At 62.5% G+C, this 26,557-nt stretch carries 18 protein-coding genes and 4 pseudogenes; 10 read left to right on the top strand and 12 right to left on the bottom strand.

The window, feature by feature from the left end:
• The 5 genes from BN11_RS02545 to BN11_RS02565 form a co-directional block, all read left to right on the top strand.
• Positions 1-579 (top strand): NAD-dependent epimerase/dehydratase family protein (locus tag BN11_RS02545; protein ID WP_157044333.1); only part of this gene is annotated, 579 nt, incomplete at its 5' end.
• 216 nt (positions 580-795) lie between these two features.
• Positions 796-2,667, top strand: coding sequence for a nucleoside-diphosphate sugar epimerase/dehydratase (locus BN11_RS02550; RefSeq protein WP_235435331.1), 1,872 nt, complete (start codon positions 796-798; stop codon positions 2,665-2,667).
• A gap of 54 nt (positions 2,668-2,721) precedes the next feature.
• Positions 2,722-3,870 carry a DegT/DnrJ/EryC1/StrS family aminotransferase gene (locus tag BN11_RS02555; RefSeq protein ID WP_048694062.1) on the top strand — a complete coding sequence of 383 codons (1,149 nt, stop codon included), beginning with the start codon at positions 2,722-2,724 and terminating at the stop codon, positions 3,868-3,870.
• The gene (locus tag BN11_RS02560) at positions 3,857-4,540 is read left to right on the top strand and encodes a sugar transferase (RefSeq protein WP_048694064.1); all 684 of its coding nucleotides are present in this window, start codon (positions 3,857-3,859) and stop codon (positions 4,538-4,540) included. Before BN11_RS02555 ends, BN11_RS02560 begins: the two co-directional genes overlap by 14 nt.
• Positions 4,533-5,174, top strand: a complete 642-nt coding sequence (locus tag BN11_RS02565) for an acetyltransferase (protein WP_048694066.1) — start codon at positions 4,533-4,535, stop codon at positions 5,172-5,174. Before BN11_RS02560 ends, BN11_RS02565 begins: the two co-directional genes overlap by 8 nt.
• Before the next feature lie 98 nt (positions 5,175-5,272).
• Here BN11_RS02565 and aqpZ read toward each other — a convergent pair whose 3' ends face one another.
• From aqpZ to BN11_RS02580, 3 genes and pseudogenes are all read right to left on the bottom strand, one after another.
• Positions 5,273-6,049: an aquaporin Z gene (aqpZ, locus tag BN11_RS02570; RefSeq protein ID WP_048694070.1), complete on the bottom strand. Its 777-nt coding sequence runs from the start codon at positions 6,047-6,049 to the stop codon at positions 5,273-5,275.
• A gap of 277 nt (positions 6,050-6,326) precedes the next feature.
• The gene (locus BN11_RS02575; protein WP_048694074.1) at positions 6,327-7,187 is read right to left on the bottom strand and encodes an SDR family oxidoreductase; all 861 of its coding nucleotides are present in this window, start codon (positions 7,185-7,187) and stop codon (positions 6,327-6,329) included.
• A 295-nt stretch (positions 7,188-7,482) separates the two neighbouring features.
• A pseudogene (locus tag BN11_RS02580) lies at positions 7,483-9,734 on the bottom strand (NADP-dependent isocitrate dehydrogenase).
• Between the two features lie 188 nt (positions 9,735-9,922).
• Here BN11_RS02580 and BN11_RS02585 point away from each other — a divergent pair.
• The 5 genes and pseudogenes from BN11_RS02585 to BN11_RS25990 form a co-directional block, all read left to right on the top strand.
• Positions 9,923-10,954: a polysaccharide biosynthesis protein gene (locus tag BN11_RS02585; RefSeq protein ID WP_083433467.1), complete on the top strand. Its 1,032-nt coding sequence runs from the start codon at positions 9,923-9,925 to the stop codon at positions 10,952-10,954.
• Complete coding sequence (locus tag BN11_RS02590) at positions 10,951-12,069, top strand: polysaccharide biosynthesis C-terminal domain-containing protein (RefSeq protein ID WP_048694077.1); 1,119 nt, start codon at positions 10,951-10,953, stop codon at positions 12,067-12,069. The genes BN11_RS02585 and BN11_RS02590 overlap by 4 nt, the downstream gene beginning before the upstream one ends.
• 11 nt (positions 12,070-12,080) lie before the next feature.
• A complete protein-coding gene (gene wecB / locus BN11_RS02595; RefSeq protein WP_048694079.1) occupies positions 12,081-13,190 on the top strand; it encodes a non-hydrolyzing UDP-N-acetylglucosamine 2-epimerase in 1,110 nt (369 codons plus the stop codon).
• 1,368 nt (positions 13,191-14,558) lie between these two features.
• Positions 14,559-15,698 carry an MATE family efflux transporter gene (locus BN11_RS22355; protein ID WP_157043938.1) on the top strand — a complete coding sequence of 380 codons (1,140 nt, stop codon included), beginning with the start codon at positions 14,559-14,561 and terminating at the stop codon, positions 15,696-15,698.
• A 428-nt stretch (positions 15,699-16,126) separates the two neighbouring features.
• Positions 16,127-16,861: pseudogene (locus BN11_RS25990) on the top strand (polysaccharide pyruvyl transferase family protein); the annotation flags it as partial.
• A gap of 562 nt (positions 16,862-17,423) precedes the next feature.
• On the opposite strand, the pseudogene BN11_RS25770 reads toward BN11_RS25990, so the two are convergent.
• The 9 genes and pseudogenes from BN11_RS25770 to BN11_RS02615 all read right to left on the bottom strand — a co-directional run bounded on the left by BN11_RS25770 (position 17,424) and on the right by BN11_RS02615 (position 26,495).
• Positions 17,424-18,602: pseudogene (locus tag BN11_RS25770) on the bottom strand (acyltransferase family protein).
• Positions 18,583-19,299 carry a glycosyltransferase gene (locus tag BN11_RS24985; RefSeq protein WP_235435333.1) on the bottom strand — a complete coding sequence of 239 codons (717 nt, stop codon included), beginning with the start codon at positions 19,297-19,299 and terminating at the stop codon, positions 18,583-18,585. The pseudogene BN11_RS25770 and the gene BN11_RS24985 overlap by 20 nt, the downstream one beginning before the upstream one ends.
• A gap of 621 nt (positions 19,300-19,920) precedes the next feature.
• Positions 19,921-20,961, bottom strand: a pseudogene (locus BN11_RS25995) (glycosyltransferase family 4 protein); the annotation flags it as partial.
• A gap of 62 nt (positions 20,962-21,023) precedes the next feature.
• Entirely contained in the window at positions 21,024-22,280 is a 1,257-nt protein-coding gene (locus BN11_RS21575) for a glycosyltransferase family 4 protein (RefSeq protein WP_083433470.1), read from the bottom strand.
• Positions 22,277-22,918: an acetyltransferase gene (locus tag BN11_RS21580; RefSeq protein WP_162213145.1), complete on the bottom strand. Its 642-nt coding sequence runs from the start codon at positions 22,916-22,918 to the stop codon at positions 22,277-22,279. The genes BN11_RS21575 and BN11_RS21580 overlap by 4 nt, the downstream gene beginning before the upstream one ends.
• Entirely contained in the window at positions 22,915-23,190 is a 276-nt protein-coding gene (locus BN11_RS25775) for a sugar transferase (RefSeq protein ID WP_327152828.1), read from the bottom strand. Before BN11_RS25775 ends, BN11_RS21580 begins: the two co-directional genes overlap by 4 nt.
• A complete protein-coding gene (locus BN11_RS02605; protein WP_327152893.1) occupies positions 23,072-23,506 on the bottom strand; it encodes a sugar transferase in 435 nt (144 codons plus the stop codon). The genes BN11_RS25775 and BN11_RS02605 overlap by 119 nt, the downstream gene beginning before the upstream one ends.
• A 20-nt stretch (positions 23,507-23,526) precedes the next feature.
• Positions 23,527-24,651, bottom strand: coding sequence for a DegT/DnrJ/EryC1/StrS family aminotransferase (locus BN11_RS02610; protein ID WP_048694086.1), 1,125 nt, complete (start codon positions 24,649-24,651; stop codon positions 23,527-23,529).
• Positions 24,648-26,495: a polysaccharide biosynthesis protein gene (locus tag BN11_RS02615; protein WP_235435334.1), complete on the bottom strand. Its 1,848-nt coding sequence runs from the start codon at positions 26,493-26,495 to the stop codon at positions 24,648-24,650. Before BN11_RS02615 ends, BN11_RS02610 begins: the two co-directional genes overlap by 4 nt.
• Positions 26,496-26,557: the final 62 nt, after the last annotated feature.

The following is a 26,557-nucleotide window of genomic DNA, read 5'->3' on the forward strand; positions in this document are numbered from 1 at the left end:
CTCCGAAAACGATCCAGCACCTCAGTGCGCCCGATGAGCCCGTATGCCGTCTCCAAGCTCGCGGCCGAGCAGTACACCCTCGCCTACCAGACGGTGTATGACTTGCAGACGCTCGCGTTCCGGTTCTTCAACGTCTACGGTCCCCGCCAGCGGGCCGGGCATGTGTATGCCGCCGTGATCCCCACATTCATCGACCAGATGCTGCGGGGGGAGCCGGTGACGATCAACGGGGACGGGTTCACGTCGCGTGACTTCACCTATGTCGGCTCGGTATGCCGCGTGCTCCTGGACGCCGTGGAGCGTCGGGTGACCCACCCCGAGCCGGTCAACCTCGCCTTCGGGACCAGCACCACCCTGCTCGCGCTCCTCGACGAGCTCGAGACGACGGTGGGGCGGCCCGCGAGGCGGATCCACGGGGATCCGCGGCCAGGAGACGTGCCGCACGCCCAGGCCGACAACTCCTCGTTGCGCGCGCTCTTCCCGGAGGTTTCGCCTGTCGATCTGTCCGCCGGCTTGGCGGACACGGTGGAGTGGTTCCGCAGCCTTGAAGTAGTTCCTGAGCATCGAGGGCACGCGTGACGGGTCTGACTGCCTCGGGCCCGGCCCTTCCGGCCCCGGGGTTTGCGCCAGCCACGGTCCGGCTTGTCCTCATATTGGACGACCCGCAGACCGGCGCTTGCGGCTTCCGGGCGTTCTGACCCGTGGGTACCCTTACCGAGGTTGGTCGGGTATTGGGGTTTTGTCGAGGAAGAGGGGCACATGTCACCGCGGTCGGTTTACGCACGACGATCCGTCATGGTCGCCTGGGACGTGTTCGCCTGGCTTGTGGCTCTGCTGGCTTTTTCCTTCGTTCGCTACGACTTCGTCCTATCGGATAAGCGCTGGGGCTTGGCGGTCGCGTATGTCGGTGCCGCCATCGTCCTCCAGATCCTGATCGGTTTCCGTCTCCACCTCTACCTCGGCCGCAGCCGGGTCGGTAGCTACGAAGAGGTGACCACGCTTGGCACAATTGTGGCCGGCATCTGGGCCAGTCTGGGGGTCATCTCCGTGACCTCGTCAGGTCTGCTGCTTCCCGAGGGACAGCGGTTCTCCTTGGGGATCGCGCTCTTCCTGCCGCCGTTCGCCTTCCTCGCGATGGCTGCCGGTCGGTGGACCTTCCGCGCTCTACGCGACCGCCGCAAGGAAGTCGGTCCGGCCGACGAGGGTCTGCCCGTGATCGTCTACGGCGCGGGCGATATCGGCCACCAGGTCGCCAGGCTTGTCGACCGCGAACCTGATGCCCCGTACACCATCGTCGGATTCATCGACGACAACCCTGCTCACCGCTTCCTGCGAATTGGGCGCTACCGCGTTCTGGGCCGAGGCTCAGACCTGGTCGATGTGGCCCGCAAGCACGGCGCAGAAGGCGTGATCGTCGCGATCAGCAAGGCCGACCCCAAGCTGCTTGCCGACCTGAACGCGGCGTGCCGGGGTGCCGGGCTCACGCTGGTCGTCGTGCCGCCGGTGCGGGAGATGATCGGCGGGCAGATGCAACTGAACCAGTTGCGCGAGTTCAACGTCGTCGACCTGCTGGGCCGCCGGCCCATCGAGACCGACCTGGCCGAGATCGCCGATCTCGTCAACGGCAAAGTCGTGCTCGTCACCGGAGCTGGCGGGTCCATCGGCTCGGAGTTGGCGCTGCAGGTCCACCACCTCGGTCCGGAGCGGCTGATCCTGCTGGACCGTGACGAGTCCGGACTCCACGGCACGCACCTGCAGATCTATGGAAACGGCCTGCTCGACGGCGACGACGTCGCATTGTGCGACATCCGCGACGCAGACGCCTTGCGCCTCGTCTTCGAGCACCACCGGCCCGAGGTGGTCTTCCATGCGGCCGCGCTCAAGCACCTGACCGCGCTGGAGAGCCACCCAGCCGAGGGCTGGAAAACCAATGTCATAGGCACTTTGAATGTCCTGCAGTGTGCCGCGGACGTCGATGTTGAACATTTTGTCAATATCAGCACCGACAAAGCCGCCGATCCGAGCAGTGTGTTGGGCCAAACCAAATTGCTCGCCGAGCGCCTGACGGCATGGTTCGCGGCGGATCTCGACAAGCCATATGTGTCGGTGCGTTTCGGCAATGTCCTCGGATCTCGCGGTTCGGTCCTCTATTCGTTCCGCGCGCAAATCGAACGCGGGGGCCCGGTGACGGTGACCCACCCCGACGTCACCCGCTACTTCATGACGATCCCCGAGGCGTGCGAACTGGTGCTCCAGGCGGGAGCCATCGGCAAGGCGGGCGACGTGCTCGTCCTCGACATGGGCGAGCCGGTCAAGATCTACGACGTTGCCCAGCGGCTCATCGAAGAGTCCCGACAGCACATCGAGATCATCTACACCGGGCTGCGCGAGGGCGAAAAGATGCATGAGGTGCTCCTGAGCAGGGCCGAGGCTGGCACCCAGAGCGAGCATCCGCTGATCACGCAAGTTCCCGTGCCGCGCCTGGACCCGATTCACGTGCTCTTCGACGACTCCGACCGGGGCCGCATCGGCGAGATCCTCCGCTCGCAGATACCGGGGCGCGCCCAGCGCGCCACGCCAGCCGACGCACCGCCCCCCGCCGAGACCGAGACCACCACACCGGCGCCCGCCGACAAGACCCACCACGGCGGCCAGTCGCTACTATGACGGCGCGAGGATCCCACCTCGAATGTCGCCGATTCTGCCGGGAAGGTTGCGCACGTGACTGACCGGATCCACCTCTCGGCCTCCGACGTCACTGATGCGGAGATCGACGCCGTCGTGGCGGCCATGCGCTCGGGCTGGGTCGCCCCGGTCGGTCCTGACGTCAACGCCTTCGAGGACGACCTCGCGGCATACTGCGGGCGCACCCGCTGCGTTGCCCTCTCCTCCGGCACCGCCGCCCTGCACCTGGGGCTGCTCGCCCTCGGTGTGGGCCCCGGTGATCGGGTGGCCACCGCCACGATGACCTTTGCCGCGACGGCGAACGCCATCACCTATGTCGGTGCCGAACCGGTATTCGTCGACTGCGACGACAGCGCCACGATGAGTCCGCAGCTGCTCGAGCGCGCCCTGGCCGACCAGCCGATCCGCGCGGTGATCCCCGTCGACCTCTTCGGCAAGGTCGCCGACCACGATGCGATCGCCGCGATCGCGGCGCACCACGGCATACCGGTGTTGTCCGACGCAGCAGAATCGCTCGGCGCCACCCGAGCGGGCCGCTCCGCCGCGGCATACGGTGCGGCGGCCGCGGTCTCCTTCAACGGCAACAAGATCATGACCACCTCCGGCGGCGGGGCGCTCCTGACGGACGACCCCGAGCTGGCCGACCGGGTGCGCTACCTCGCCACCCAGGCCCGGCAACCGGTCATCCATTACGAGCACACCGACATCGGCTACAACTACCGCCTCTCCAATGTGCTGGCCGCGCTGGGGCGGGCGCAGCTCGAACGGCTGCCGGCCATGCTCGGCCGCCGCCGCGAGATCCGGCGGGGCTACGTCGACCTCTTCGCCGCGGTGCCGGGCGTGAGCGTGTTCGGCGAACCGTCGGGGGAGATCGACTCGCCGACGCACGACAACTGGTGGCTCAGCTCGGTCCTGGTCGACCCGGCCGTCGCCGGCTTCACGGCGGAGGGTCTGCGCGTTGCCCTCGCCGGCGCCGACATCGAGGCTCGGCCGCTGTGGAAGCCGATGCACCAGCAACCGGTGTTCGCCGGTTCCGCGGCGGTACTTGACGGCACGAGCGACCGGCTGTTCGCCACCGGCTTGTCGCTGCCCAGCGGGTCGGTGATGTCCGATGCGGACATCACCCGGGTGCACGACGTCATCACCGCATTCGTCTCGGGACGGGCCGTCGATGCCGCATCCTGAGCATCGACGGTATGACGCGCTGAAGCGGGCGATCGACGTGGTCGCCAGCGCGGCCGGGCTGATCGTCACTGCGCCACTGCAACTCGGCACGGCGGCCGTCGTGCGGGCGACGATGGGCGGCCCGGTCTTCTTCCGTCAGGACCGGCCTGGGCGGGACGGGAAGATCTTCGAACTCGTCAAGTTCCGCACGATGCGTCACCCGGACGCCACGCACGTCACGGACGCCGACCGGCTGACCACGGTCGGCCAGGTGCTGCGGGCAACAAGCCTCGATGAACTGCCGACGCTGTGGAACGTGCTGCGCGGCGAGATGAGCCTGGTCGGTCCGCGGCCTCTCTTGGTGCAGTACCTGCCGCTCTACACCCCGGCCCAGGCGCGCCGGCACGAGGTCCGGCCGGGTGTGACGGGGCTGGCCCAGGTGAGCGGCCGCAACGCCATCGGGTGGGAGGAGAAGTTCGCGCTGGACGTGGAGTATGTGGACAACCGCTCGCTCGCCCTGGATGCGCGGATCGTATGGCGGACCATAGCGACCGTGTTCCGGCGCCGCGGCATCAGCGCCGAGGGGGAGGCGACCATGGGCCCGTTCACCGGCAGCCGTGCCGCGGCCGGTCCCGCGGTCGAGGAGCTGGCCAGCGCGGTCGCTGATCCGGGCGAGGCCGCCGGTGCCTGAACAGGTTGTCGTCGTGGGGGCATCCGGCTTCGGCCGCGAAAGCCTCGACGTGCTCGACGCCCTCGTGCGCGACGGGGCGCCCATCGAGATCCGCGGGGTCGTCGACGACAACCCGCACCCTGACGACCGCGCCCGGCTGCAGGCGCGCGGGGTGGCGTATCTCGGGACGATCGAGGCTGGCCTGCTTGCCGCCGGCTCGCTTTCTTATGTCCTGGGGATCGGAAGCCCAGCCGTGCGGCGCCGGCTGGTCGAGCGGTGCGACGCGGCCGGCCTGACGGCATACACCGCGGTGCATCCGAGCGCGGCCATCGGCACCCAGCCCGCAATCGGACCCGGCTCCGTCGTCTGCGCCCGCGCGGTCGTCTCGACGAATGTGACGCTCGGGCGGCATACGCATATCAACCCCAACGCGACCATCGGCCACGACAGCGTGCTCGAGGATTTCGTATCGATGAACCCCGGAGCCGTCGTCTCCGGCGCGGTCACCATCGGCACCGGCACCCTCGTCGGCGCCTCGGCCACGATCTTGCAGAACCTCGTCATCGGGTCCGGTGTGACCGTGGGCGCGGGGGCGGTCGTGACGCGCGATGTGCCTGACGGCGTCATCGTCAAGGGCGTGCCCGGCCGCTGGTGACGCCCCGCACCGCATACGAACGGGCCCGTCCATGCTGGACGGGCCCGCTGCGATGAGCCGGCTGCGAGGAGTCGGCCGCGACGAGTCGGCGAGACGGCTCAGGCCGTGACGCGGTCGCGATCGGTGTGCGAGACCTCTCCCGCGATATCGGTCTCGTTGCCGGCGAAGAGGGCGTAGGTCGCGCCGGCGATGATCGCGCCGATGATGGGGGCGACCCAGAACAGCCACAGCTGAGCCGGGGCGCCGTCGCCGTTGAAGAAGGCCACGGCCGTCGAGCGGGCCGGGTTGACGGAGGTGTTGCTGATCGGGATGGAGATGAGGTGGATCAGCGTCAGGGCCAGGCCGATGGCGATGGGCGCGAAACCCTTCGGGGCCCGGCCGTCGGTGGCGCCCATGATGACGTACAGGAAGACGGCCGTCAGGAGCGCCTCGGCGATCAGGACTGCGGTCATCGAGTAGCCGGCGGGGGAGTGGGCGCCGTAGCCGTTGGCGGCCATGTGGCCGACCCGGTCGAAGCCGTCCTTGCCGGAGGCGATGGCATAGAGCGCGGCGCCGGCGGCGAGACCGCCGACGACCTGCGCGGCGACATAGGCGGGCACGTCCTTCCACTCGAAGCGCTTGCCGACGGCGAGGCCGATGGTGACGGCCGGGTTGAAGTGGGCGCCGGAGACGTGGCCGACGGCATACGCCATCGTCAGGACCGTGAGGCCGAAGGCGAGGGCGACACCGAGGAAGCCGATGCCGAGCTGCACGTCGCCGGTGTCACCGCCGAGGTGGAGGGCGGCGAAAACGGCGGACCCGCATCCGCCGAAGACGAGCCAGAAGGTGCCGAGGAACTCGGCGCCAAGCCGCATGGGCAGCCTGGGAGTACGCATGGGTGATCTCCTTGATCAAAGGGGTGTCATGAGCGGGCGACAATGCCCGTCGCGGGCCGGATGGGCACTCGCGCAAGGGATTCAGAGGACTTGTCAGCCCCCGTATGACCAGTGTACGGCCGCTCCCGCACGCCCCCCGTGTGTCTTCCCCGCCGGCGGCGTGTTGCGGCGTGGCCGCCCGGACGTCTGTCGGGGAGGTTGTCGGGCCCTCTCGTTTGGGTGGCGGTAGTACTCGCCTTCGTGGTCTTTCCGTTCAGGCCGCGGCGGGCCGCGCGGGTCAGAAGACCGGTTTGCCGCCGGTGACACCGAGGACTGTGCCGGAGATGTAGGACGCCTCGTCCGAGGCGAGGAAGACGTATGCCGCGGCTACCTCGACCGGGTGTCCCGCGCGGCCGAGCGGGGTGTCCGAGCCGAAGCCGGAGACGCGTTCGGGGCGCATGGTCGACGGGATCAGCGGGGTCCAGATGGGACCGGGCGCGACTGCGTTGACCCGGATGCCGCGCGGGCCGAGTTCGCTGGCGAGGTTGACGACGAGGTTGTTCAGCGCGGCCTTCGTGGAGGCGTAGTCGAGAAGGTCCTCGGACGGCTTGTAGGCCTGGATGGAGGTCGTGACCAGCACGCAGCCGCCGTCCTCGAGGTCGCCGGCCAGGGCCTGGGCGAGCCAGAACGGGGAGAAGACGTTGGTGGCGTAGGTGTGGGTGATCTGTTCGGGCGGGAACTTCTCCAGCGCCTGGAAGGTCATCTGGAAGGCGGCATTGCAGACGAGGACGTCCAGGCCCCCGAGGGCGGCCACGGCGTCCTTGGCCAGGGCGTGGTTCGCGGCCATCTCGGTCAGGTCGCACGGGAACAGGTGGCAGGTGCCGCCGGCGTCCTCGATGACGGCTCGGGTGTTCTCGGCGTCGGACTGCTCCGCAGGCAGGTAGGCGATCGCGACGCCGGCGCCCTCCTTGGACATCGTGATCGCGATGGCCCGCCCGATGCCGGAATCACCTCCGGTGATCAGGACCTTCTTGCCGACGAGGCGCTCGCGGGGAGTCCAGGACGTTTCACCGTGGTCAGGGGCCGGCCGCAGGTCGTCGATCGTGCCTGGCCACTCTTGAGTCTGTGCCGGGATGCGGGACAGGTTCGCTCGGGTCATCCCGCCACCCTGACACGCGCCGGCGGCCGACCCGCTCCTCGCCGTCGACCTAATCCGGCGGCCCCGCCCTGGCCGGGCGGGCACTCACCCGGTGGGGTGAGAGCGCGGGAACACGCCTCCCGGCCCTGGCCCGGCCGGGCACCGGGTCGAGCTGACGCGCCGAGCACCGACACGAGCACCGACCCCAGTTGTTGGATACGGCGATACCCATTGGTTGTTGGGGTGAGAAGCCCAACAACCAATGGGTATCCGCGTGCCTGAAGCGCTGCCGCTCGCGCGCCGGCGCGGCCGGCCGTCAGGCGATGCCGCTCTGCTCCCCGAGGCCGGCCAGGATCGCATTGAACGTCTCGGACGGCCGCATGACGGCTGACGTCTTGGCGGCGTCGGGGCGGTAGCACCCCCCCAGATCGCCGCGGGGGCGCCCTGGACGGCGAGCAGCTCGCCGGCGATCTTGTCCTCGTTGGCGGTCAGGGCCTCGGCGGCGGAGGCGAAGGCGGCGGCCACATCGGCGTCCTCGGCCTGCTTGGCCAGCTCCTGCGCCCAGTACATCGCGAGGTAGAAGTGGCTGCCCCGGTTGTCGATCTGGCCGACCTTGCGGGCGGGGGACTTGTTCTCCTCCAGCAGGCGGCCCGTGGCCTTGTCGAGCGTGTCGGCGAGCACGGCCGCGCGCCCGTTGCCCTCGCTGTCGCCGAGGTGGCGGAAGGACTCGGCCAGGGCGAGGAACTCACCCAGGCTGTCCCAGCGCAGGTAGTTCTCGGCGACCAGCTGCTGCACGTGCTTCGGGGCCGAACCGCCGGCGCCGGTCTCGAAGAGCCCACCGCCGTTCATCAACGGCACGACAGAGAGCATCTTGGCGGAGGTGCCGAGCTCGAGAATCGGGAAGAGGTCGGTGTTGTAGTCACGCAGCACATTGCCGGTGACCGAAATCGTGTTCTCGCCCTTGCGGATCCGCTCGACGGACCGCTTCGCCGCATCGGCCGGAGCCATGATCGAGATGTCGAGGCCGTCGGTGTCGTGCTCGGGGAGGTACTGGTTGACCTTGGCGATCAGGTTGGCGTCGTGGGCGCGGCCCTCGTCCAGCCAGAAGATGGCCGGGTCGCCGGTGGCGCGGGCGCGGGTGAAGGCCAGCTTGACCCAGTCCTGGATCGGGGCGTCCTTGGTCTGACAGGCGCGCCAGATGTCGCCGGCCTCGACCTCGTGCTCGATGAGGACCTCACCAGCCTGGTTGACGACCTGCACCCGGCCGGGTGCGGTCATTTCGAAGGTCTTGTCGTGGCTGCCGTATTCCTCGGCCTTCTGCGCCATCAACCCCACGTTGGGCACCGAGCCCATGGTCTTCGGGTCGTAGGCGCCGTTCGCCCGGCAGTCGTCGATGACGGCTTGGTAGACCCCGGCATACGAGCTGTCGGGGATCACGGCGAGGGTGTCGGCCTCCTGCCCGTCCGGGCCCCACATGTGCCCGGAGGTGCGGATCATCGCCGGCATCGACGCGTCGACGATCACGTCGCTGGGGACGTGCAGGTTGGTGATGCCCTTGTCGGAGTTGACCATCGCCAGCCGTGGGCCGTCGGCGAGGGCCTTGTCGAAGGCGGCCTTGATCTCGGCACCATTGTCGAGTTCGTCGAGTTCGTCGAGTTCGTCGAGGCCGGCGAGGACGGCGGCGAGACCGTTGGTGCCGTCGAGTCCCGCGGCCAGCAACTGCTCGCCGTATGCCGTGTAGACGTCCGCGAAGAAGGCGCGCACCACGTGGCCGAAGATGATCGGGTCGGAGACCTTCATCATCGTGGCCTTGAGGTGGACGGAGAAGAGCACGTCGTCGGCCTTGGCCTTGGCGATCTGCTCGGCGAGGAAGGCGTCGAGGGCGGAGGCGCTCATGAAGGTGCCGTCGACGACTTCGCCCTCGAGGACCTTCAGGCCGTCCTTGAGGATCGTCTCGGTCCCGTCGGTGGCGACGTGCTTGATGGTCAGGACGTCGTCGGCGGGCAGGACCACCGACTTCTCGTTGCTGCGGAAGTCGTTGACGCCCATGGTGGCGACGGTGGTCTTGCTGTCGGCGGACCAGGCCCCCATCGAGTGTGGGTGGTTGCGCGCGTAGTTCTTGACCGAGGCGGGGGCCCGGCGGTCGGAGTTGCCCTCGCGCAGCACCGGGTTGACCGCACTGCCCTTGACCTTGTCATAGCGCGCGCGGGCGTCCTTCTCCTGCTCGCTCGCCGGCTCGTCGGGATAGTCGGGCAGCTGTATGCCCTGTGCCTGCAGCTCCTTGACCGCGGCCACCAACTGCGGCACGGAGGCGGAGATATTGGGCAGCTTGATGATGTTGGCCTCGGGCGTCATCGCCAGCTCGCCCAGCTCGGCCAGCGCGTCGGCCTCCTGCTGGTCGGCGGGCAGCAGGTCGGAGAAGGCGGCCACTGTGCGGCCGGCGAGGGAGATGTCGCGGGTCTCGACGTCCACGCCCGCGGTCGAGGCGAACGCCTCGATCACCGGCAGGAAGGAGTAGGTCGCCAGCAGCGGCGCCTCGTCGGTGAGGGTGTAGATGATCTTGCCCATGACTGCGTGAGGTCTCCTTCGACGGTATGACGCCGCGCGCGCGACGCCGAGTGCAAGGCTATCCAATGGGCCGGACAGCTGCGCCGGCGTCGGCCGGGCCCCCTCTTCGGAGGACTCACGCACCCATTTCACCTCCGGTAACCTAAGGTGGCTCCTCGTCCCCACCTCGGATCTGAAGGGAACCCTCCGTGGCAGACACCGACCTCACTGGCGCCACCATCGCCATCACAGGTGGTACCGGCTCCTTCGGCAAGACTATGGCTCGCCACCTTTTGGATCGTCGAGTCGCCGCCGTTCACATCTTCAGTCGCGACGAGGCCAAGCAAGATGAGATGCGCAAAATGATGGGGGATGACCGGCTAAAATTCTTCCTGGGTGACGTTCGAGATGCCGACAGTGTCAGCGAAGCATTTGTGAATGCGGACTTTGTTTTCCACGCGGCCGCCCTAAAGCAGGTGCCTTCCTGTGAGTTCTTTCCTCAACAGGCTGTGAAAACAAATGTGGTGGGGAGTCACAACGTCATCGAAGCGGCCGAGCGAGCGGGTGTGAAATCCGTAGTCTGCCTCAGCACGGACAAAGCGGTCTACCCAGTCAATGCGATGGGTATGTCTAAAGCGCTGATGGAGAAGACAGCGCAGGCGTTTGCTAGAAACAAACCGAAGTCTAAGACGGTCGTCTCGATTACACGTTACGGCAATGTCATGTATTCCCGGGGCTCCGTCATCCCACTGTTTCTGCAGCAAATCGATTCTGGGGAACCTGTGACAATAACGGCGGCGCAGATGACACGCTTTCTCATGAGCCTCGCTGAGTCCGTGACACTGGTGGAACACGCGTTTACCCATGCCGAGCCTGGTGACCTCTTCGTGCGCAAGGCACCAGCCACCACAGTCGGTGATCTCGCAGCGGCGGTGGCCAAGGTGGCTGGAGTCCCAGAGCATCCCAAGCGAGTCATTGGGATGAGACACGGCGAGAAGATGCATGAGACGCTCCTCAGCAGTGAAGAGCTGGCCAAAGCCGAAGATGAAGGCGACTACTACAGAGTTCCACTGGATGCCAGGTCCTTGGCTTACGAGCAATATGTCGAGGAGGGGGATCAAAACCGCACAGCGCACGGCGACTATACGTCTGCGAATACCCACAGGCTCGACATCGATGGAGCTGTAGAACTCCTTGAGGCACTACCAGAAATCCAAAGTAGGGCGGCACTCCGGACATGAAAGTTCTCATTACAGGAGCTGACGGGTTCCTAGGTTGGCATTTAAGGTGCCGACTCCGGGCCATGAGTGAGCACGATGTCGTCCCCGTCGGCCGACAAAATTGGTCGCGACTGCCGGCATTAGTTGCCGAATCAGACGCTATTGTGCATCTGGCGGGAATTAATCGCGCCCCCACTGGCGAGGAGTTGCTTGAGGGAAACATCCAACTTGCGCGCGAACTAGCGGGGGCAATGCGTGCAGCCTCAAAACCATATCGACTAATATACGCAGGAACAACGCAAATTGGGAACGGCACGCCCTATGGTATTGCGAAAGAAATTTCGGGAGGGCTGCTTGACGACGCAGTAGAAACCAATGGCGGCTCTTTCTGCGAAGTCCGACTACCTGGAGTCTTCGGAGAGCACGCTCGCCCAAACTACAATACCTTCGTCGCGACGTTTGGCGAAGCGGTCCTAGAAGGTCGTGAAGACTGGCTCACCGTTCAAGATAGCGTCGTAGAACTGCTCCACGCGCAAGATGCGGCCGCGACAATCGAGGCGGCCCTGACGTCGACCGAGAAACTCATCCGGCCCTCGGGACACAGCGTAAGCGTGCAAGATGTGCTGAAGCTGCTCGGCGCCTTCCACACGTTATACATCAACGGCGAAATACCGGATCTGCGCTCACCATTCGAACTCAGCCTATTCAATACTTATCGCTCTATAAACATCCGGGAAAGATACCCAATCTTTCCTAAAGTGAACGCAGACGCCCGAGGAGAACTGTCAGAAATTCTGAGAGCTCACGGTCGAGCGGGACAGACATTCATTAGCTCAACAAGACCTGGCCAGACTCGTGGCGAACACTATCATCTCAGGAAGATCGAAAGATTCGCCGTCGTTCACGGATCGGCGAGAATTTCCATGCGCCGACTGCTGACCAATGAGACAATTGAGTTTGACGTCGATGCGGATACACAGGCCCTGGTGGATATGCCGACCTTGTGGGTGCATAACATAAAAAACACAGGCTCCGCCGACCTCCTAACTGTGTTCTGGACTGATCAACTGTACGATCCATCCGCACCAGACACGTATTACGAGATGGTGCGTTCCCCTGGAGGTGTGTCCTCTTGACTCTAAAGGTGATGACTGTCGTCGGCACGCGCCCTGAGATCATCCGACTCTCACGCGTCATAGCTAGGCTCGATCAAGTAGTCGACCATGTCCTGGTCCACACCGGTCAAAACTATGATTACAATCTTAATGAGATCTTCTTCCAGGACCTGGGGATTCGCAAACCGGATCACTATCTGGGTGTAGATACCACGACGCTCGGAACAGTCTTAGGCGAGACGCTGATAAAGACGGAGCAAGTACTAAGAGCCGAGCTACCGGACGCGGTGCTCGTTCTAGGGGATACAAATTCATGCATCTCCGCCTTGATGGCCAAGCGCTTGCGCATCCCCGTCTACCATATGGAAGCGGGTAACCGCTGTTTCGACTCGAACGTTCCCGAAGAAACGAACCGTAAGCTGGTTGACCATGTTGCAGACTTCAATTTGGTCTACACGGAACATGCCAGGCGAAATCTACTTGCCGAGGGACTTCCGGCCCGCCGCGTCATGAAGACAGGCTCCCCCATGAAGGAGGTTCTGACATACTACCGACGAGCCATCGAGGCGTCTAGGGCGCTCGAAGACTTACGGATACGTGAGGGCGAGTACTTTCTCGCGAGCATCCATCGGGAAGAGAATGTAGACAACCATGAACGTCTACATGCTGTCATCGCGTGTCTAGTTGCTGTCAGCCAGGCCTTTTCGAAGCCGGTTATCGTGTCGACGCACCCCCGTACACGCAAACGTCTCCTTGCCTTTGACATCCAAAGCTCATCGGAGGATATAAGATTCATGGATCCCATGGGGTTCCATGACTACAATCACCTTCAAATGCACGCTGCGTGCTGTCTTTCGGACAGTGGAACGATTTCCGAAGAGTCTGCGATCTTAGGCTTTGGAGCCGTGACCTTAAGGGAATCGATAGAGAGACCAGAGGCGCTAGATGCGGGATCGATAGTAATGACGGGGCTCGACGCGGAAAATGTGGTTGAAGCCGTGCGACTAGTGATGGGCCCGAACGGCACCGCGCAAAGTGGCAGTCTTCCTGAGGATTACGAAATTGACAATTGTAGTGAACGCGTCGTTAGGTTCATGATATCGACCATTAAGAGGCATGCCCTGTGGGCTGGCATCCGTTGAACCTAAGTGACTTCCTGCCATGAGTGGTAGGCTTTCTGGCAACCTCACGATGCAGGATCTCGCAGGCGCACGTGGCCAGAAGATCAGATCAACGCCCGGGATCGCCACAGTGACTTTCCTCGTGCTTGCCAGCATGGGTCCATACCTACTTCCGGGTGTTCGTTTTGAACAAGCAGTCATTTACCCGCTCTTTCTCTGGGCGGTGGTCTCTGGGGGGCTCGGGCGAGGCTACGGCCCGCGGCTGCGGTCGGTGGTGATGGTTTGGTCCCTGTATGTGGCTATTGTTGTCTTCGGCTTGATCTTTCCGGTTCTCAACTCAACGCCATATGGAAGCGGGTCGTCCTGGGCGTCCGGCGTAGATAACGCGGTACTACCTATTGCAGTCATCTCAACAACTGTTAGCGCCTATAACAGGGGGGGCGAGCCAAACCGCCTCCTGAGCCGGGCGCTCAAGGTGCTAGTCCTAGTCATGTGCGTCAACGCCGGAGCAGCTGTCGCTCAGTACCTGGGCCTCGCCAACTGGGCCGCTTGGACAGGCGGTGGGGGAGTGGAGAGTGTATCGACAAGAGCGGCAATGCAAGGACGTTTCAGCGGTTTTGCGAATCAGCCAGCCGAAGCCGGCCTTCTCTACGCCCTGGCTGGCTTAGGGTGTGTGCATGTCTATAGGCAGCGCATCGCGGTATTGTCCGCTAGCCTGGTCATGCTCTTCGTCGGAGGCATCTTGACGGTAAGCAAGATCTTTGCGGTCGGGGTGATATTGATCGCTGTCAGTCTCCTAACTAACCTTCGACGGAGTTGGTGGCGAGTCGCACTCTTGGCCGCAGTTGCCACGTGGCCTTTGGCCATGGTGTTCAATGGAGTCTTGCCCAGGTGGTCGGGTGTTGATCAAATTCAAAGGCAGGTCTCGGAAGCTAATGTGGACCTTCTTTCGGCGATCACCGCTGGCAGATATAGTGAGGCTGGTGGAACGCTGCGCGACGTTTGGAACGCGGTGCTACATTCGTCTCCAGTAACTGGATATGGGCCCAGAGGGTTGGATATCCCATATGACTCGGGCTGGACTGAAGCCCTAGTAGTCGCGGGCTTGATTGGCGTTGTTCTTCAGGTCGTCGTTTTCTTCGTACTCTTCGCAGCGTTTTGGGAACCATCGGCGGACAGAACCATGCGTCGGTTCGTGCTTCTCCTCGCTACACTCCTATTAGCCGCGTCACTAGGGGTTCCAGCCTTTACGGCGAATCGCGTAGCCACGGATGTTTGGACCGTCTTGACCCTCGTGCTCCTCTGTTTGGGATCGGACAGCGGTAAGCCGCTCGTCCGGAGCAGTAACGGGCGGCCACGGAAACCGTTGCAACTATGCTAGGCGCGGTATTGGCAAACGCCTTGTCCAGCCTCGGCAATCTGGTCATCACTGTTGCTGTCGCCAGGTCTGTTGATGCGGCTACATTTGGATGGTATGCCCTCGCGCTAGTCTTCGTTGCCCTGTCAGTTGGAGTCTTGAGATCCGCCATTCTGGAGAGTGTCCTAGCTCGCCCCGCTGGGCAGCAGATGATGTTCGGTCACATTGTTGAGTTGCTGGTTCCCTCTGCTGTGCTGTGTTTGGTCTCTGCGGCCCTGGGAATCATTATCGGGCGAACTGAGTTTCTGATGGTTGGATTAGGGCTTCCTGGCCTGAGCGTGTTCGACTACTTGCGCAACGCATTGATTGTTAACCGAAGAAGCGTGTTCGCCCTTGCAATGGAGGGCGCCTGGACCGCGGCGACAGTTGCAGGGATCGTGCTCTTCGAAATATCTGTGTGCAAGGTCTCGGTTGCGTTCGGGATATGGTGCCTGGCTCCCACCGCGATCGCGTGGGTTGCCTGGACACGGTTGGGCCGTCCCAAGATCGCCACGGGAACCGACAGAGCCTTTTCGCCGCTGTTTGCTCTCGACTATCTCGTGGGCGCTGGTTCGTCCCAGTTGGCTACCGCAGTGTTGGGCGCGACGGTGGTTGGCGCGATCCGGGCGGGCGCCACCCTATTCGGCCCCGTCAATCTAATCACGAATGCTATTCGGCCGATCCTTATAGCTCGGATAGCAGCGGGGGAAGCATCAGTCGTACGGTCATTACGAATGGCATCATCCATGGCTGCGGTAACCGCAGTTATAGCCTGTGTTGCTTTGATTATTCCGGATGGTGTCGGTGTGCAATTGCTCGGCGCCAGCTGGGACGCTGCTGCGTCGGTGCGTCTCCCCCTGGCTCTCGAGGCGATATTGGGGTTCTTTGCGGGCGTGGCCTTCGCTGGGCAACGTGCCTTGGCACCGGCGGCGCAAATTCTGGCAACTAGAGGAATTCTTGGCGTTGTGCGTGTCGGGTTAGTGCTAGTGGGTGTTGCGACTTTTGGCCTGCTTGGTGCTGCCTGGGCGCTCCCACTCGTCACGGGTTTGGGCTGTGGCGTCTGGTGGTTCGGCTACTGGCGGGCAGATAGAAGCGCGCGCAGGAGTACATCTGAAAGGTGCGTCGGTGGCTAGGTTGGAGAAAGTTGGACTAGTGTCCCTAGGTGAGGCTGGAAACCTTGGGGATGACCTAATTCTCATAGCTGCGGTGCAAGCAATTTCGGATTCGGGGGGCGCCCGAACGGTCAAGTATTTGAGTCATGGGCAGCCTTTGCCTTGGGAGAAGATCAGAGGAGTTCTAGACTTAGATGTAGATCTAGAGAAAAGCCAGAGAGCCAAAGAATATGCCTTTTGGAGGGAAGCAAGTCGTTTCAGGGATTGCGACGCGATTGTACTCGGAGGCGGTGGTCTCCTTCAGGATGTACACCACCCTGTACGTCCTTACCAGTGGATGCAATATTGCGATGGGGATGTTCCTACCCTGGGGGTCGGCCTAGGTTTGGGGCCGTTGGGCAGGGCGGTGGGATGCGGTATTCCGAACTTGGCAACCTCTAGACAGGGTTTATGTCCGAGATGACGATTCGGCACGGCTCGCGCATAGTCGTTTTGGTTGGGAGGTGGGAAGGTCATCCGACTTTGTTGACCCGATCTTCGCGGATAAAGTCTTGGGCCAGGTTCCCGCATTGGGCAACTCCCCAGGACGTCGCTTAGGCATTTCAATTCGCGCATGGCCGGGTTTGAATCTGCGGTCAATAGCGATGAGTGCCGAACGCCTAGCTACGGATTTTGGTGCTGACTCCACCGCGGTGTTTGTGCTTGAGTCGAGGCTCGGGGGTGGTCCAGACGTGGAGATCTCTCGTTCCCTGGCGCAGATGATTTCGGGACAATGTGATGTCTATGTGTACGACGGTAACAATTTGTTTTCCTTTCTTTCGGAGTTCTTGTCGTGCAATGCGGGAGTCAGCATGAAGTTTCACGCGAGTGTCCTGTGGACACTCTTCGGAGTGCCTGTCCTTCCCATTTCGTACGCGCCCAAGACAGCGGCGCTTTTTGGTGTCCCATTTAAAGGCCTAGAATTCCTTCCCATGGTACGCCGCGCGGAGAGCATCTGGTTTTCGGGTCCCCGAAGTCATGATATCGTCGTCCAATGGTTGAGATCTCTGCATTCTGGGCGGAGTCTAGGAGAAACGCCTCTGCACGGGACCAAGCTCGGGAAGGTCGACAGATTCGTGTTCGACTGCGAGTCGGTGAGATTTGCTATTAAGCAACGCCTTAGTCACCACGGATTTGCTCGATAGCAGGGTATAGATCCTCGCCTCACGTCGATGGTTGACGCGGGCAGAACGCCAGCCACAACATCTCATCATTCCGCGACGAACCTGACCGTGGCCGTACCTCAGCCTCCTTCACCGCCTTTTGTGTGCTGGCCTATTGCGTCCCGCAGCCCGCACAGACCAAACACCGGCCTTCCCGGGGGCCGTCAGGCCGCCCCCTGCAGCACTTCTCCACAGAGACTACGTCCTACGGCAGCACGATCCGCGCCTGACACGACGCGCACCGGGCAAAGGGAGTGCGGGCCCCAAGGTGACGTTCGGGCAGCAAGTACGCGTCCGTTGGTGGCGACCTTCATCCCCGTGTTAGCGGGCATCGCGCCGCCCCGGACTGCCCCCGCCCGCTTACCTAGAAGGGCCTGAATCTCAACACCGCCGCTAACGCTATGGCGTCCGGGCAGCCCAAATCGTAGAACTCGAACTCAGAGGTGGCCCCAAATAGGAACCGTCGTTCGCCACGAGCCCAGGCCCCAACGACGCCCGAGTTGCTTGAAATTGGATAGCAAAAGTGAGTCTCTAAGTCTGGCCGTCAAGGTCGCGCCACTCGGGAACCGAGGATGCCTCGGCGCACGATCGGTGCCAGTGGGCGCTCGACAAACTGATTGACAAGATGGGCAAGGAGGAGCGAAGTACATAGGGCAGCCATGACGTTCCACGCGAAGCCGATGTCCTTCAGCAGGTAGTTGATGATCATATAGCCAAGGGTGCTGTGTATGAGGTACAACGGATAGGTGAGCGCCCCCAGTCGGGAGAACGCGACCTGCAGGACCCCCGCACGGCGGGCTCGAAGGACGACCACGAGAGCGCACAACAGGATGGCAATCACCGACGCAGCCACAAGCGGGTCGTAAGAGCCATCCTCTTTGTTCGCCGCGTTCATCCCGGCAGAGAACAAAGACGCGCCCGCTGACAGAGATGCCAAAAGCAACAGGCCAGGTGAGCGTCCGCCACTAGCTAGAGCATACATGGCAATGCCTAGGCAAAAGTATGCAGCATAGTCTGGTTGAAGAATTATCTCAAGGGGTTCCCAGCCGCCCAAATTGGCGGCACTAGCGGATTGCAGAGCAGCGGCGGTAACGAGTCACGCCCAGGCGAGACCTATAAGCCGACCTCGACTTATGCCGATTGTGGTTAGAATCGCCACCATGATATAAAAGCGCAACTCCGACCAAAGAGTCCAGTAGACGGGCTCAATATAGTCAACATTGATTAGATTTGGAACCATCGTCAAGTTCACGAGATATTCGCGCAAAGATACACCGGATCTCCAGCTGGGTCGACAAGTGGAAATAAGCAAGGTACTGATCGTCGCGCAGGCGAGGTAAGCCGGCCACAACCTGGCGACGCGCGAGGCTACGAACATTCGCAAGGACTTGGAGATCGAACTGTGAGCTATAACGAACCCGGAGATGACAAAGAAGAGGTCGACGCCGAGATACCCATAGCGAGATATCGACGAGATTATTGGAAGGGTCGCACCTGAGATTTTCCCGTTTACAATGCCACTGTAGGTAAAATGACTTATAGCCACGGCCATGGCCGCCACGAAGCGCATAAGGTCTACGCCAGCGAAACGCGTAGGCTGCGAACCTCCGACTTCAGGTCCAGGATGGCTCATCTTCCAAACCCTTCTCAGCCCCGCTCGGCGGTAACCATATGACTCAAGAGTCAACCCCGACCCACGCAACCTACGCCCAGAGTTGGGCATAGCATTCTGCAAACGGGGCGAACGTCGCCTTCGCGCTAAAGTGATCGAGAGCGCGCTGCCTTGCTCTCTTTGACATTTCCATTCCGCCACCTTGTAGAATTTCTGCGGTCCGTTTCGCCATTTGCTCAACCATAACGTCGTCAGGCTGATCGATCAAGAAACCAGTCACGCCATCGACAACAGTCATTTCGGTCCCCGCGGTCCGCGTGACTACGGTAGGCAAGCCGCACGCCATGGCCTCTATCACTGCGATGCCAAGGCCTTCTTCGTAAGAGGCTTGCCAAAATACCGAGGAAGACCTGAGCAGAGAATAGACGTCTGCGTTGGTCAAATCAGCAAGAACGCGTACGTGCTTCGAGAGCCCTAAACTGTCGATTTCGGCCAAGAGCTCAGCGGGGTTACCCCTGCCGACTATGGTCAGGTCAGGAGCATCGGGACAGAGCTCGCGCAGCCGGGCATAGGCCCGTATGAGACGTGGGTAGCCCTTTCGGGGTTCACCCAGCCGCCCCAGTGCAACAATTGGGCCACTTGATGCCCGGGTTGGCAAGTCACCGGAAATCGAGATGACGTCGATCCCGGGAGGAGCCAGCACAACCGGCACAACGGGCGCCACTTTGCGAACATGTTCGAGCGCTTCTCTATTTTCAACAAAAACCGCTTTGGAACGGCGGAGTGCGAGCGTTTCCAGTGGCGTCACTAGTCCCGTCATTACTGTCCCCCACAGCCGGTGAAGGCCCCGTCGTGAAGCTAGGATTTCCGCTCTCTCCCACTTGACCGTGGTCGCCATTTGCAAAAATGTCGGTCGCCCCGCAGTGATCGTGGCGCACGCTAACGCCGGCCCGCCCGCGACAACCTGAATCAGATCGAAGCCTTTAAGTGCCTCCGTGAGCGCCGACCGTGGCAGGTAACGGAAGAATTCTATCTCGCGTAGGTTCGAACCCACCGAGTGGACGTCGGCCTCCGTTGAAGGAACTGGGCGTAGTGAAGTCTTCCAGGTCCTAGGATCGAGAGCACTTCGACTCTGAGGGTCGCTCGCCGAATTCGCTAGGTCAAAGACCGTAACGGCATACCCACAGTCGTGCATTTGGCGCAGCATCCACCTGGCTACTGTCTGCACACCACCCGCGGTGCTAAACCCTTGAGTTACCAAGGCGACTCGCTTTGTCTCCTGTGGGTTAGACGTGTCCATCACAGTGTCAAGTAGGCTACCCTGCTCCAGCTGTGCTCGGCGCCAGTTGGAGTAGGCCCAATGAGCCTTCACTCGGTCGGCGGTCATTTGCTCAACGTCCCTCCGCGCATATTCATTCAGCGCCCGGGTCCAAGTGTCGGGAGATAGATCCTCGAGTAGGGTATCTGTTGCAGCCGCCGCGCTAGACCAAGGCGTAGTCCGAGCGAGCATCACCGGGCAGGATGCAGCCAGCGCCTCAACAATGGCGTGACCAAAGTTCTCACTGGCTGTCGGGAGAGCAAGCAGATCCGAATCAGCCAAGCATTTTCTCACTTCATTGGGGGGTATCGATCCGTGAAAGCGGATTGAGACATGCCGGGGACAGCTCCTCGCTAGCTGTTCGCAACGCGTAACATACGGTTTCTCATCATTTCGGTAGCCTCCATAGATGTTGACCTCGATGGGTTCCGTTATCGCCGCGACGGCTAGCAGTAGGCGATCTAGTCCTTTGACAGGCGAGAGTCTGCCAACAAAGGCGACACGCGGTGGGCCGGGTCTCCGCACGAGATTAGGGGCTTCGATATTGAGGAGCGTGTCATTCGGCTTCAAGTCAACCGAAGCGCCATTAATGTGGCGTTGAATGTTGCGCGCTTCTTGGGGGGTTGTCGCGTGCCATCGGATCCCCTTGAGCATGCCTAGGTGTTTGAGTACGAAGATGTAAATGCGCTTGCGTTGAGCCTTAATTGCCAGTGCTCCATCTTCCAGTTCGCCTCGGGGTGCAAGAAGAAACACCGCCTGGCGCCATATGCCGAGGCGTCGGGCGCAGAGCGGGATTAAGGTGTAAACGGGGTCAAATAGAGAGTTTAGATAGACCAAGCGCGGTTCCGCCTGGCGTGAACGCCAGACTTCTTGCAGGACCTTCATCGCACTCGTCTTGTATGTCGCGACGATTCCTGTGTGCTCGGTCCACGTATTTGTCGGAACGTCGAGAGGGGTTCGTTCGCCTAGGTCGTAGCTGCTCGTCACCACTCGCACAAGGTCCTTATTGTGTGTCTTGGCGATCATTGCTTCCAGGCTTCGGACCGGGCCCCCAGCACGAAAGGCGGGTGCAAAATAGTGAGAAAATACTATCCACTGCCCGCGTGTTGAATGCGTATGTCCCTGAGATCCTGGGGCTATGCCTGGTTTCATCACGCTTCCTTAAGTGTATGCGTCATGATGAGCTTCTTTGGGGTCCACTGCAAATGTTTAGTTCAATTGCGCGACTTCTTCTCTCGATCGCCGATCCCGGCGATCAAGAGCTCCGTTAGTCGTGCAGCTCCGACCCTTTTGGACATATGCTCTTGATAGTATGCCACACCGCGTTCGCCCATTTGGAGACGCTCGTTTTCGGGGAGTTTGCTTAGATTGAGAATAGCCTCGGCCAGTGAATGGGGGTCTCCAGGGCTGGCGGTCATTCCTGCTTCCGCGCCGTTAATGAGGTCGCTTGCATCGCCTCCCACGGAGACGATGGCGGGAGTTCCACTCGCGAGGATGGCCTGGACCTTGCTGGGCATCGTTGTTCGGTAGAGTGGCTTATCTTGTAGAATCACAAGTTGTGCGTCTACCACAGAGCTGATTTCGGCGATCTCGGCCTGCGGAACTCTGCCGAGGAAGGTGATGCGGTTCGGTGCAATGGCATCCGCCAGGCGGCGTACTTTGGATTCTTCGACTCCATCGCCAGCAATTAGCAATTTGACATGAGGCGGAGTGAGGCAAATGGCCCTGACCGCAGTTTCTAGATCTTGAGCAGTCCCGATGTTGCCAGCATATAGAATCAGGAATTCGTTTCGGTCCTCCGTGAACCGGTTCCGGATCGTGGTGACCCTTCGCCTGGGATAAAATAGTTTCTCGTCTATCCAATTGTAGATGTGATGGATCTTTTCTTCCGGCACTCCACGCGATGCAAGTAGGGACCTGGCCCCTGGTGAGATCACCACGATAGCCGAAGCACGCTTGTACATTTGTCCTACAAAAGCTGTTAAGCCTTTTTCGGCGATTCTTGCTATGGGGCTCGACTGTGTGATTTCACTTTGGACAACCGAATCCGGCCAAATGTCCTGAACGGTCACTATATAGGGCGTTCGCCGAAAAATCCTGGCCAGTATTGCTGGCAAACTTGCCGTAGCCGGTGTTCCGTAAACGAAGTGTACGTCAGGTTGGTGTGAAGCGATTGCCATCAGGGAGGCGGACACCGCCCAAGAAATGTAGTTGGCCAACCTCTTGGTGGGCGATGTGTCGTGACTCGGGTACAGGGGGGTTCGTGTTACTTTGAATCCTTGGGAGTCCTCGCGTTGGTATCGATGAGACGCGTATCCGGGTGCGACTTTGCCGTCCGGGTAGTTAGGGACTCCGGTGATGACATCTACGTCCCAGCCACAATCTCTGAGGCCTTGCGCAATCCAGAGCGGCAGCGTTACTGGTTCTGGTGGCCACCACTGCGTGACAAGACGAACGTGGCCTAGGATCATCGTGCTGGGACCCCTTTTACGCGTTTGCCGTTCTCGACGTCGGAGACTACGACTGCTCCCGCACCTATCACCGTACTTTCTCCGATCGTGAGGTTCGGGAGGACGCAAGCGCAGGTCCCTATGAAGGTGCGCGCGCCGATTTCAACGGTTCCTGAGATGGAGGCCAGTGGGCAGATCGTTACATGGTCATGGACGATCACATCATGTCCGAGGGTTGAGTTCGGGTTGACCTGGACGTGCCTCCCGAGGCGCACATTGGTGGTGGCGCTCACGCCGGCGCACACCACTGTTCCCGGTCCCAATTGAATCTCGTCACCTAGATTTGCCTTCGGGTGGACAAGCGTTGCTGGTTTCCATCCGTAGAGGGAGAGGTTTTGGTCTATGCGCTTCCTAGCGACCACGTCGGCGATTCCGATGACATAGCGCTCCACCGGGCCCGGAGGTCTCATCAAAATGTCAAGGCTTCCGTGGATCTGATACCCGAGACGTCCCACGCGCTGTCGATTTTCATCATTGGGCGCATCGTCGAGGAAGCCTTCAATCTCCCAGGTTTGTCCGATGTCATTAATTGCCTTTACTACTTGCTCGACTTCGCGTCCGAATCCGCCCGCACCGATGATCCAAAGTGAAAAAGTCACTGATTCTTCTCCGACTGGGTGCCGGTGAATTCTGCCATGGTGGCCACCCCGGCGCCGCTAATGCCCTCTCGGCGCAACACGGAGCCGATCGTCTTCTTGAGGATCTTCGCGTCGCCGCGGGCACTGCGTCCGTCAACGTATTCCACGTCTAGTCTAAGGCGTTGTTCCCACGTCAGGGTGTTGCGTCCAGAAACTTGTGCCAATCCGGTCATTCCCGGCCTGACGTTGTGTCTGCGGGCTTGCTCCGGCGTGTACAGGGGAAGATAGTGCATCAAGAGTGGGGCGAGGCCCTACTATGCTCATATCGCCTCGCACGACGTTCCAAAGAGTGGGAATTTCGTCTAGGCTCGTGCTTCGCAGGAATTGTCCGAATGGTGTGAGTCGATCTTCGTCGGATACCAGCCCTGCCTCTGCGTCAAGCTCTTTCATTGTCCGGAATTTGATCAGTTCAAAGGGTTCCCCATGCAGGCCCGGGCGGACCTGACGGAACAGGACCGGGCGTCCGAGGTAGTGGCGCACGGCGACGGCCGTGGCCGCCTGGACTGGGAGGGACAAGGCGAGGGCTGGCACGGCGATAGCGAGGTCCATGACTCTCTTGGCATCGAGTGTCACGCGAGTGCCTCCTCCAGTGCGGCGTGGACGCGCGTGACGGCTTCGTCGCTCAGGTTAGAGCCGCTGGGCAGCGTCACACCGCGGGCAAACAGCGTCTCGCTCACACTGCCGCCGAAGGCGCGCGCGGAGCGATAGACCGGTTGCAGGTGCATGGGCTTCCAGAGGTGGCGCGCTTCGACGGACTTGCTGCTCAGGGCCGCGACGAGGCTGTCGGCATTCTGGTCATCGCGCTCGATCACGAGGGTGGTCAGCCAGCAGTTGTCCGTGCGCGTTGCTGAGTCGTCGAAGAGGAAGCGGACGCCGTCGATGTTGACGAGGGCAGCGACATACTGCGCGCGGATCTCGCGCCGGCGAGCAATCATGTCGTCCAGTCGGGTGAGCTGGCCCCGCCCGAGGGCGGCGAGGATGTTGGAGAGGCGATAGTTGTAGCCGATCTCGGTGTGTTCATACCACGGCACCGGCTCGCGGGCCTGGGTCGAGAGTTTGCGCGCGTGCGCGATCAGCTCGTCGTCGTTGCTGAGGAGCATCCCGCCGCCCGAGGTCGTCAGGATCTTGTTGCCGTTGAACGAGAGCACACCGGCGGCACCGAAGGACCCGGCAGCACGGCCCTCGAAGTTGGCGCCGAGCGCCTCGGCGGCGTCCTCGAGGAGCGGGATCCCGAGCTCCGCCAGGCCAGGCTCGAGGACGTCATAATCGCACGCGCGGCCGAAGAGGTCGACGGGGCACGCGGCAACCACGTCCACGCCCTTGGAGCGCAGCGTGCGGGCGGCCTCCAGCATGAGGTGGGGATCGACATTGCCGTCACTGGCCTGCGAGTCGACGAAGACCGGTTCCGCCCCGGTGTAGGCGATGGCGTTCGCCGTTGCGGCGAAGGTCATGGTCGGGCACAGCACGGCCGTGCCCGGTCGCGCACCGAGGTGCAGCAGGGCCAGGTGGAGGGCCGCAGTGCCTGAAGACAGGGCCAGCGCATTCCTGACTCCTACCTGCTCGGCGATCTCGGCCTCGAAGGCGTCGACGTGGGGGCCGAGTGGGGCGATCCAGCCCGAGCGGAGGGCATCGAGGACGAAGCCCTCCTCGACCTCGGTGACCTCGGCCTTGGAGAGGTGGATGCGCTCGGTCATACGACCAGCTCGCGTGAGATGGCGGCCGGGATGGCCGTGGCGCCCCCACCGGCGGCGACATCGTGCATCCAGGCCATGGCTGTCGCGTCGGTGGAGAGGTGCGTCATGTCGATGCGGTCCGGGTCTAGGCGGGGGACGGAGACGCTGGAGATCAGCTCGTGGCCGGTCGTGTTGATGACCTCGCCGGGGGTGAAGAGCTCCTCCGACATCTTCTCGCCCGGCCGCAGCCCCGTATAGGTGACGTCGATGTCCGTGCGGCCCGACATCTCGATGAGCGTCTTGGCGACGTCGTCGATCTTCACCGGCGACCCCATCTCGAGGACCATGACCTCGCCGTCGCGGCCGATCGCGGCCGACTGGAGCACGAGCTGGCAGGCCTCGGGGATGAGCATGAAATAGCGTTCGACGTCGGGGTGGGTGACCGTCACGGGACCGCCCTTCTCGATCTGCGCGGTGAAGGCCGTCAGCACCGAGCCCCGCGAGCCGAGGACGTTGCCGAATCGCACGCTGACATAGGTGTTGTCGTCCTTGTCGGCGAAGGACGCCGTCAGCCGCTCGGTGATCCGCTTGCTGTATCCGAGGACGCAGCACGGGTTGGCGGCCTTGTCGGTGGAGATGTTGACGAAGGTCTTGACCCCGACGGCGAAGGCCGCGCGCAGCACGTTGAGCGTGCCGACGACATTGGTCTTCCACGCCTCCATCGGATACTGCTCGAGGAGGGGGAGGTGCTTGAGCGCCGCGGCGTGGAAGACGACATCGGGCCGGGTGATCTCGAAGACCTCGTGCATCCGCTCGGCGTCCCGGATGTCGGCGAGCACGACGGTGTCGTCGTCGAGCAGGCCCTGACCGGTCAGCGACACCTGGGTGCCGTGCAGGCCCGACTCGTCACGGTCGAGCATGAAGAGCTTCGCCGGTCCGAACTTCGCGATCTGCCGGCACAGCTCCGAGCCGATCGACCCGCCGGCGCCGGTGACGAGGATGCGGTGACCGCGCATCGAGCCGGCGATCGCGTCGAGGTCGAGCTCGACCGGGCGCCGGCCGAGCAGGTCACGCACGTCGAGGCTGCGCAGGTCCGACGCCTTGGGCCCCCCGAGCATCTCGCTCGCCGGCGGCAGCACGAGCACCTCGAGGTCGGCCTCGTCGGCGCGCCGGCGCAGGTCGTTGAGCATGTCGGAGTGGGCGCTCGGCACCGCGATCGCGAGCACCTCGGCTTCGGTCCGCGCGGCGACGGCGACGAGGTCGTTGCGGTTGCCGAGGACGCGCACTCCGTCGATGCGCAGCCGACGCTTGCGGGGGTCGTCGTCGAGGACGGCGACCGGGACAAGGCCGGCGCCGGGGTCTCGCACCAGGGCGCGCACCAGTTGCCGTCCGCCTTCGCCCGCCCCGAAGATCAGGGTGCGCCGGCTCCCGGAGGTGTTCGCCACCCCGGCTCGAGTGCGCACCGCGCCTCGAGTGCGCACCGCGCCTCGAGTGCGCACCGCGCGCAGCACGAATCGGGCGCCGAACATGGTTAGAACGGAAAGCGCGCCACCGGTGACGGGCAGGCTGCGGGGCCCGAGATCCACTGGCGCGGCGAGCACGAGGAAGAAGAGTGGCACCATCCACAGAAGGGCCGTCTCTGCGATATCGAGGATCTCCTCATAGGACCCGCGGACGTGGCCGACGGCATAGGGCCCCCAGAGCGTGCCGATGAGCAGGTGCGCGGCGACAGCCAGAATGAGGCAGTTGGTGACCGGGCGGCTGAAGGACTGGCCGAGGTCGAGATCGAAGCGCAGGGTCGCCGCGACGTAGAAGCACACGACGATGGCGAGCGCATCGACCACACACCACAGACAGCGCCGCACGCCGTCCACCGTATGCCTAGCCATCAGACGTCCGCCGTCCTCGAAATGGGGGACGCCGCGCC

Origin of the sequence: Nostocoides australiense Ben110, assembly GCF_001050535.1 — a bacterium.
In the GTDB taxonomy this organism is placed as follows: Bacteria; Actinomycetota; Actinomycetes; order Actinomycetales; family Dermatophilaceae; genus Nostocoides_A; species Nostocoides_A australiense.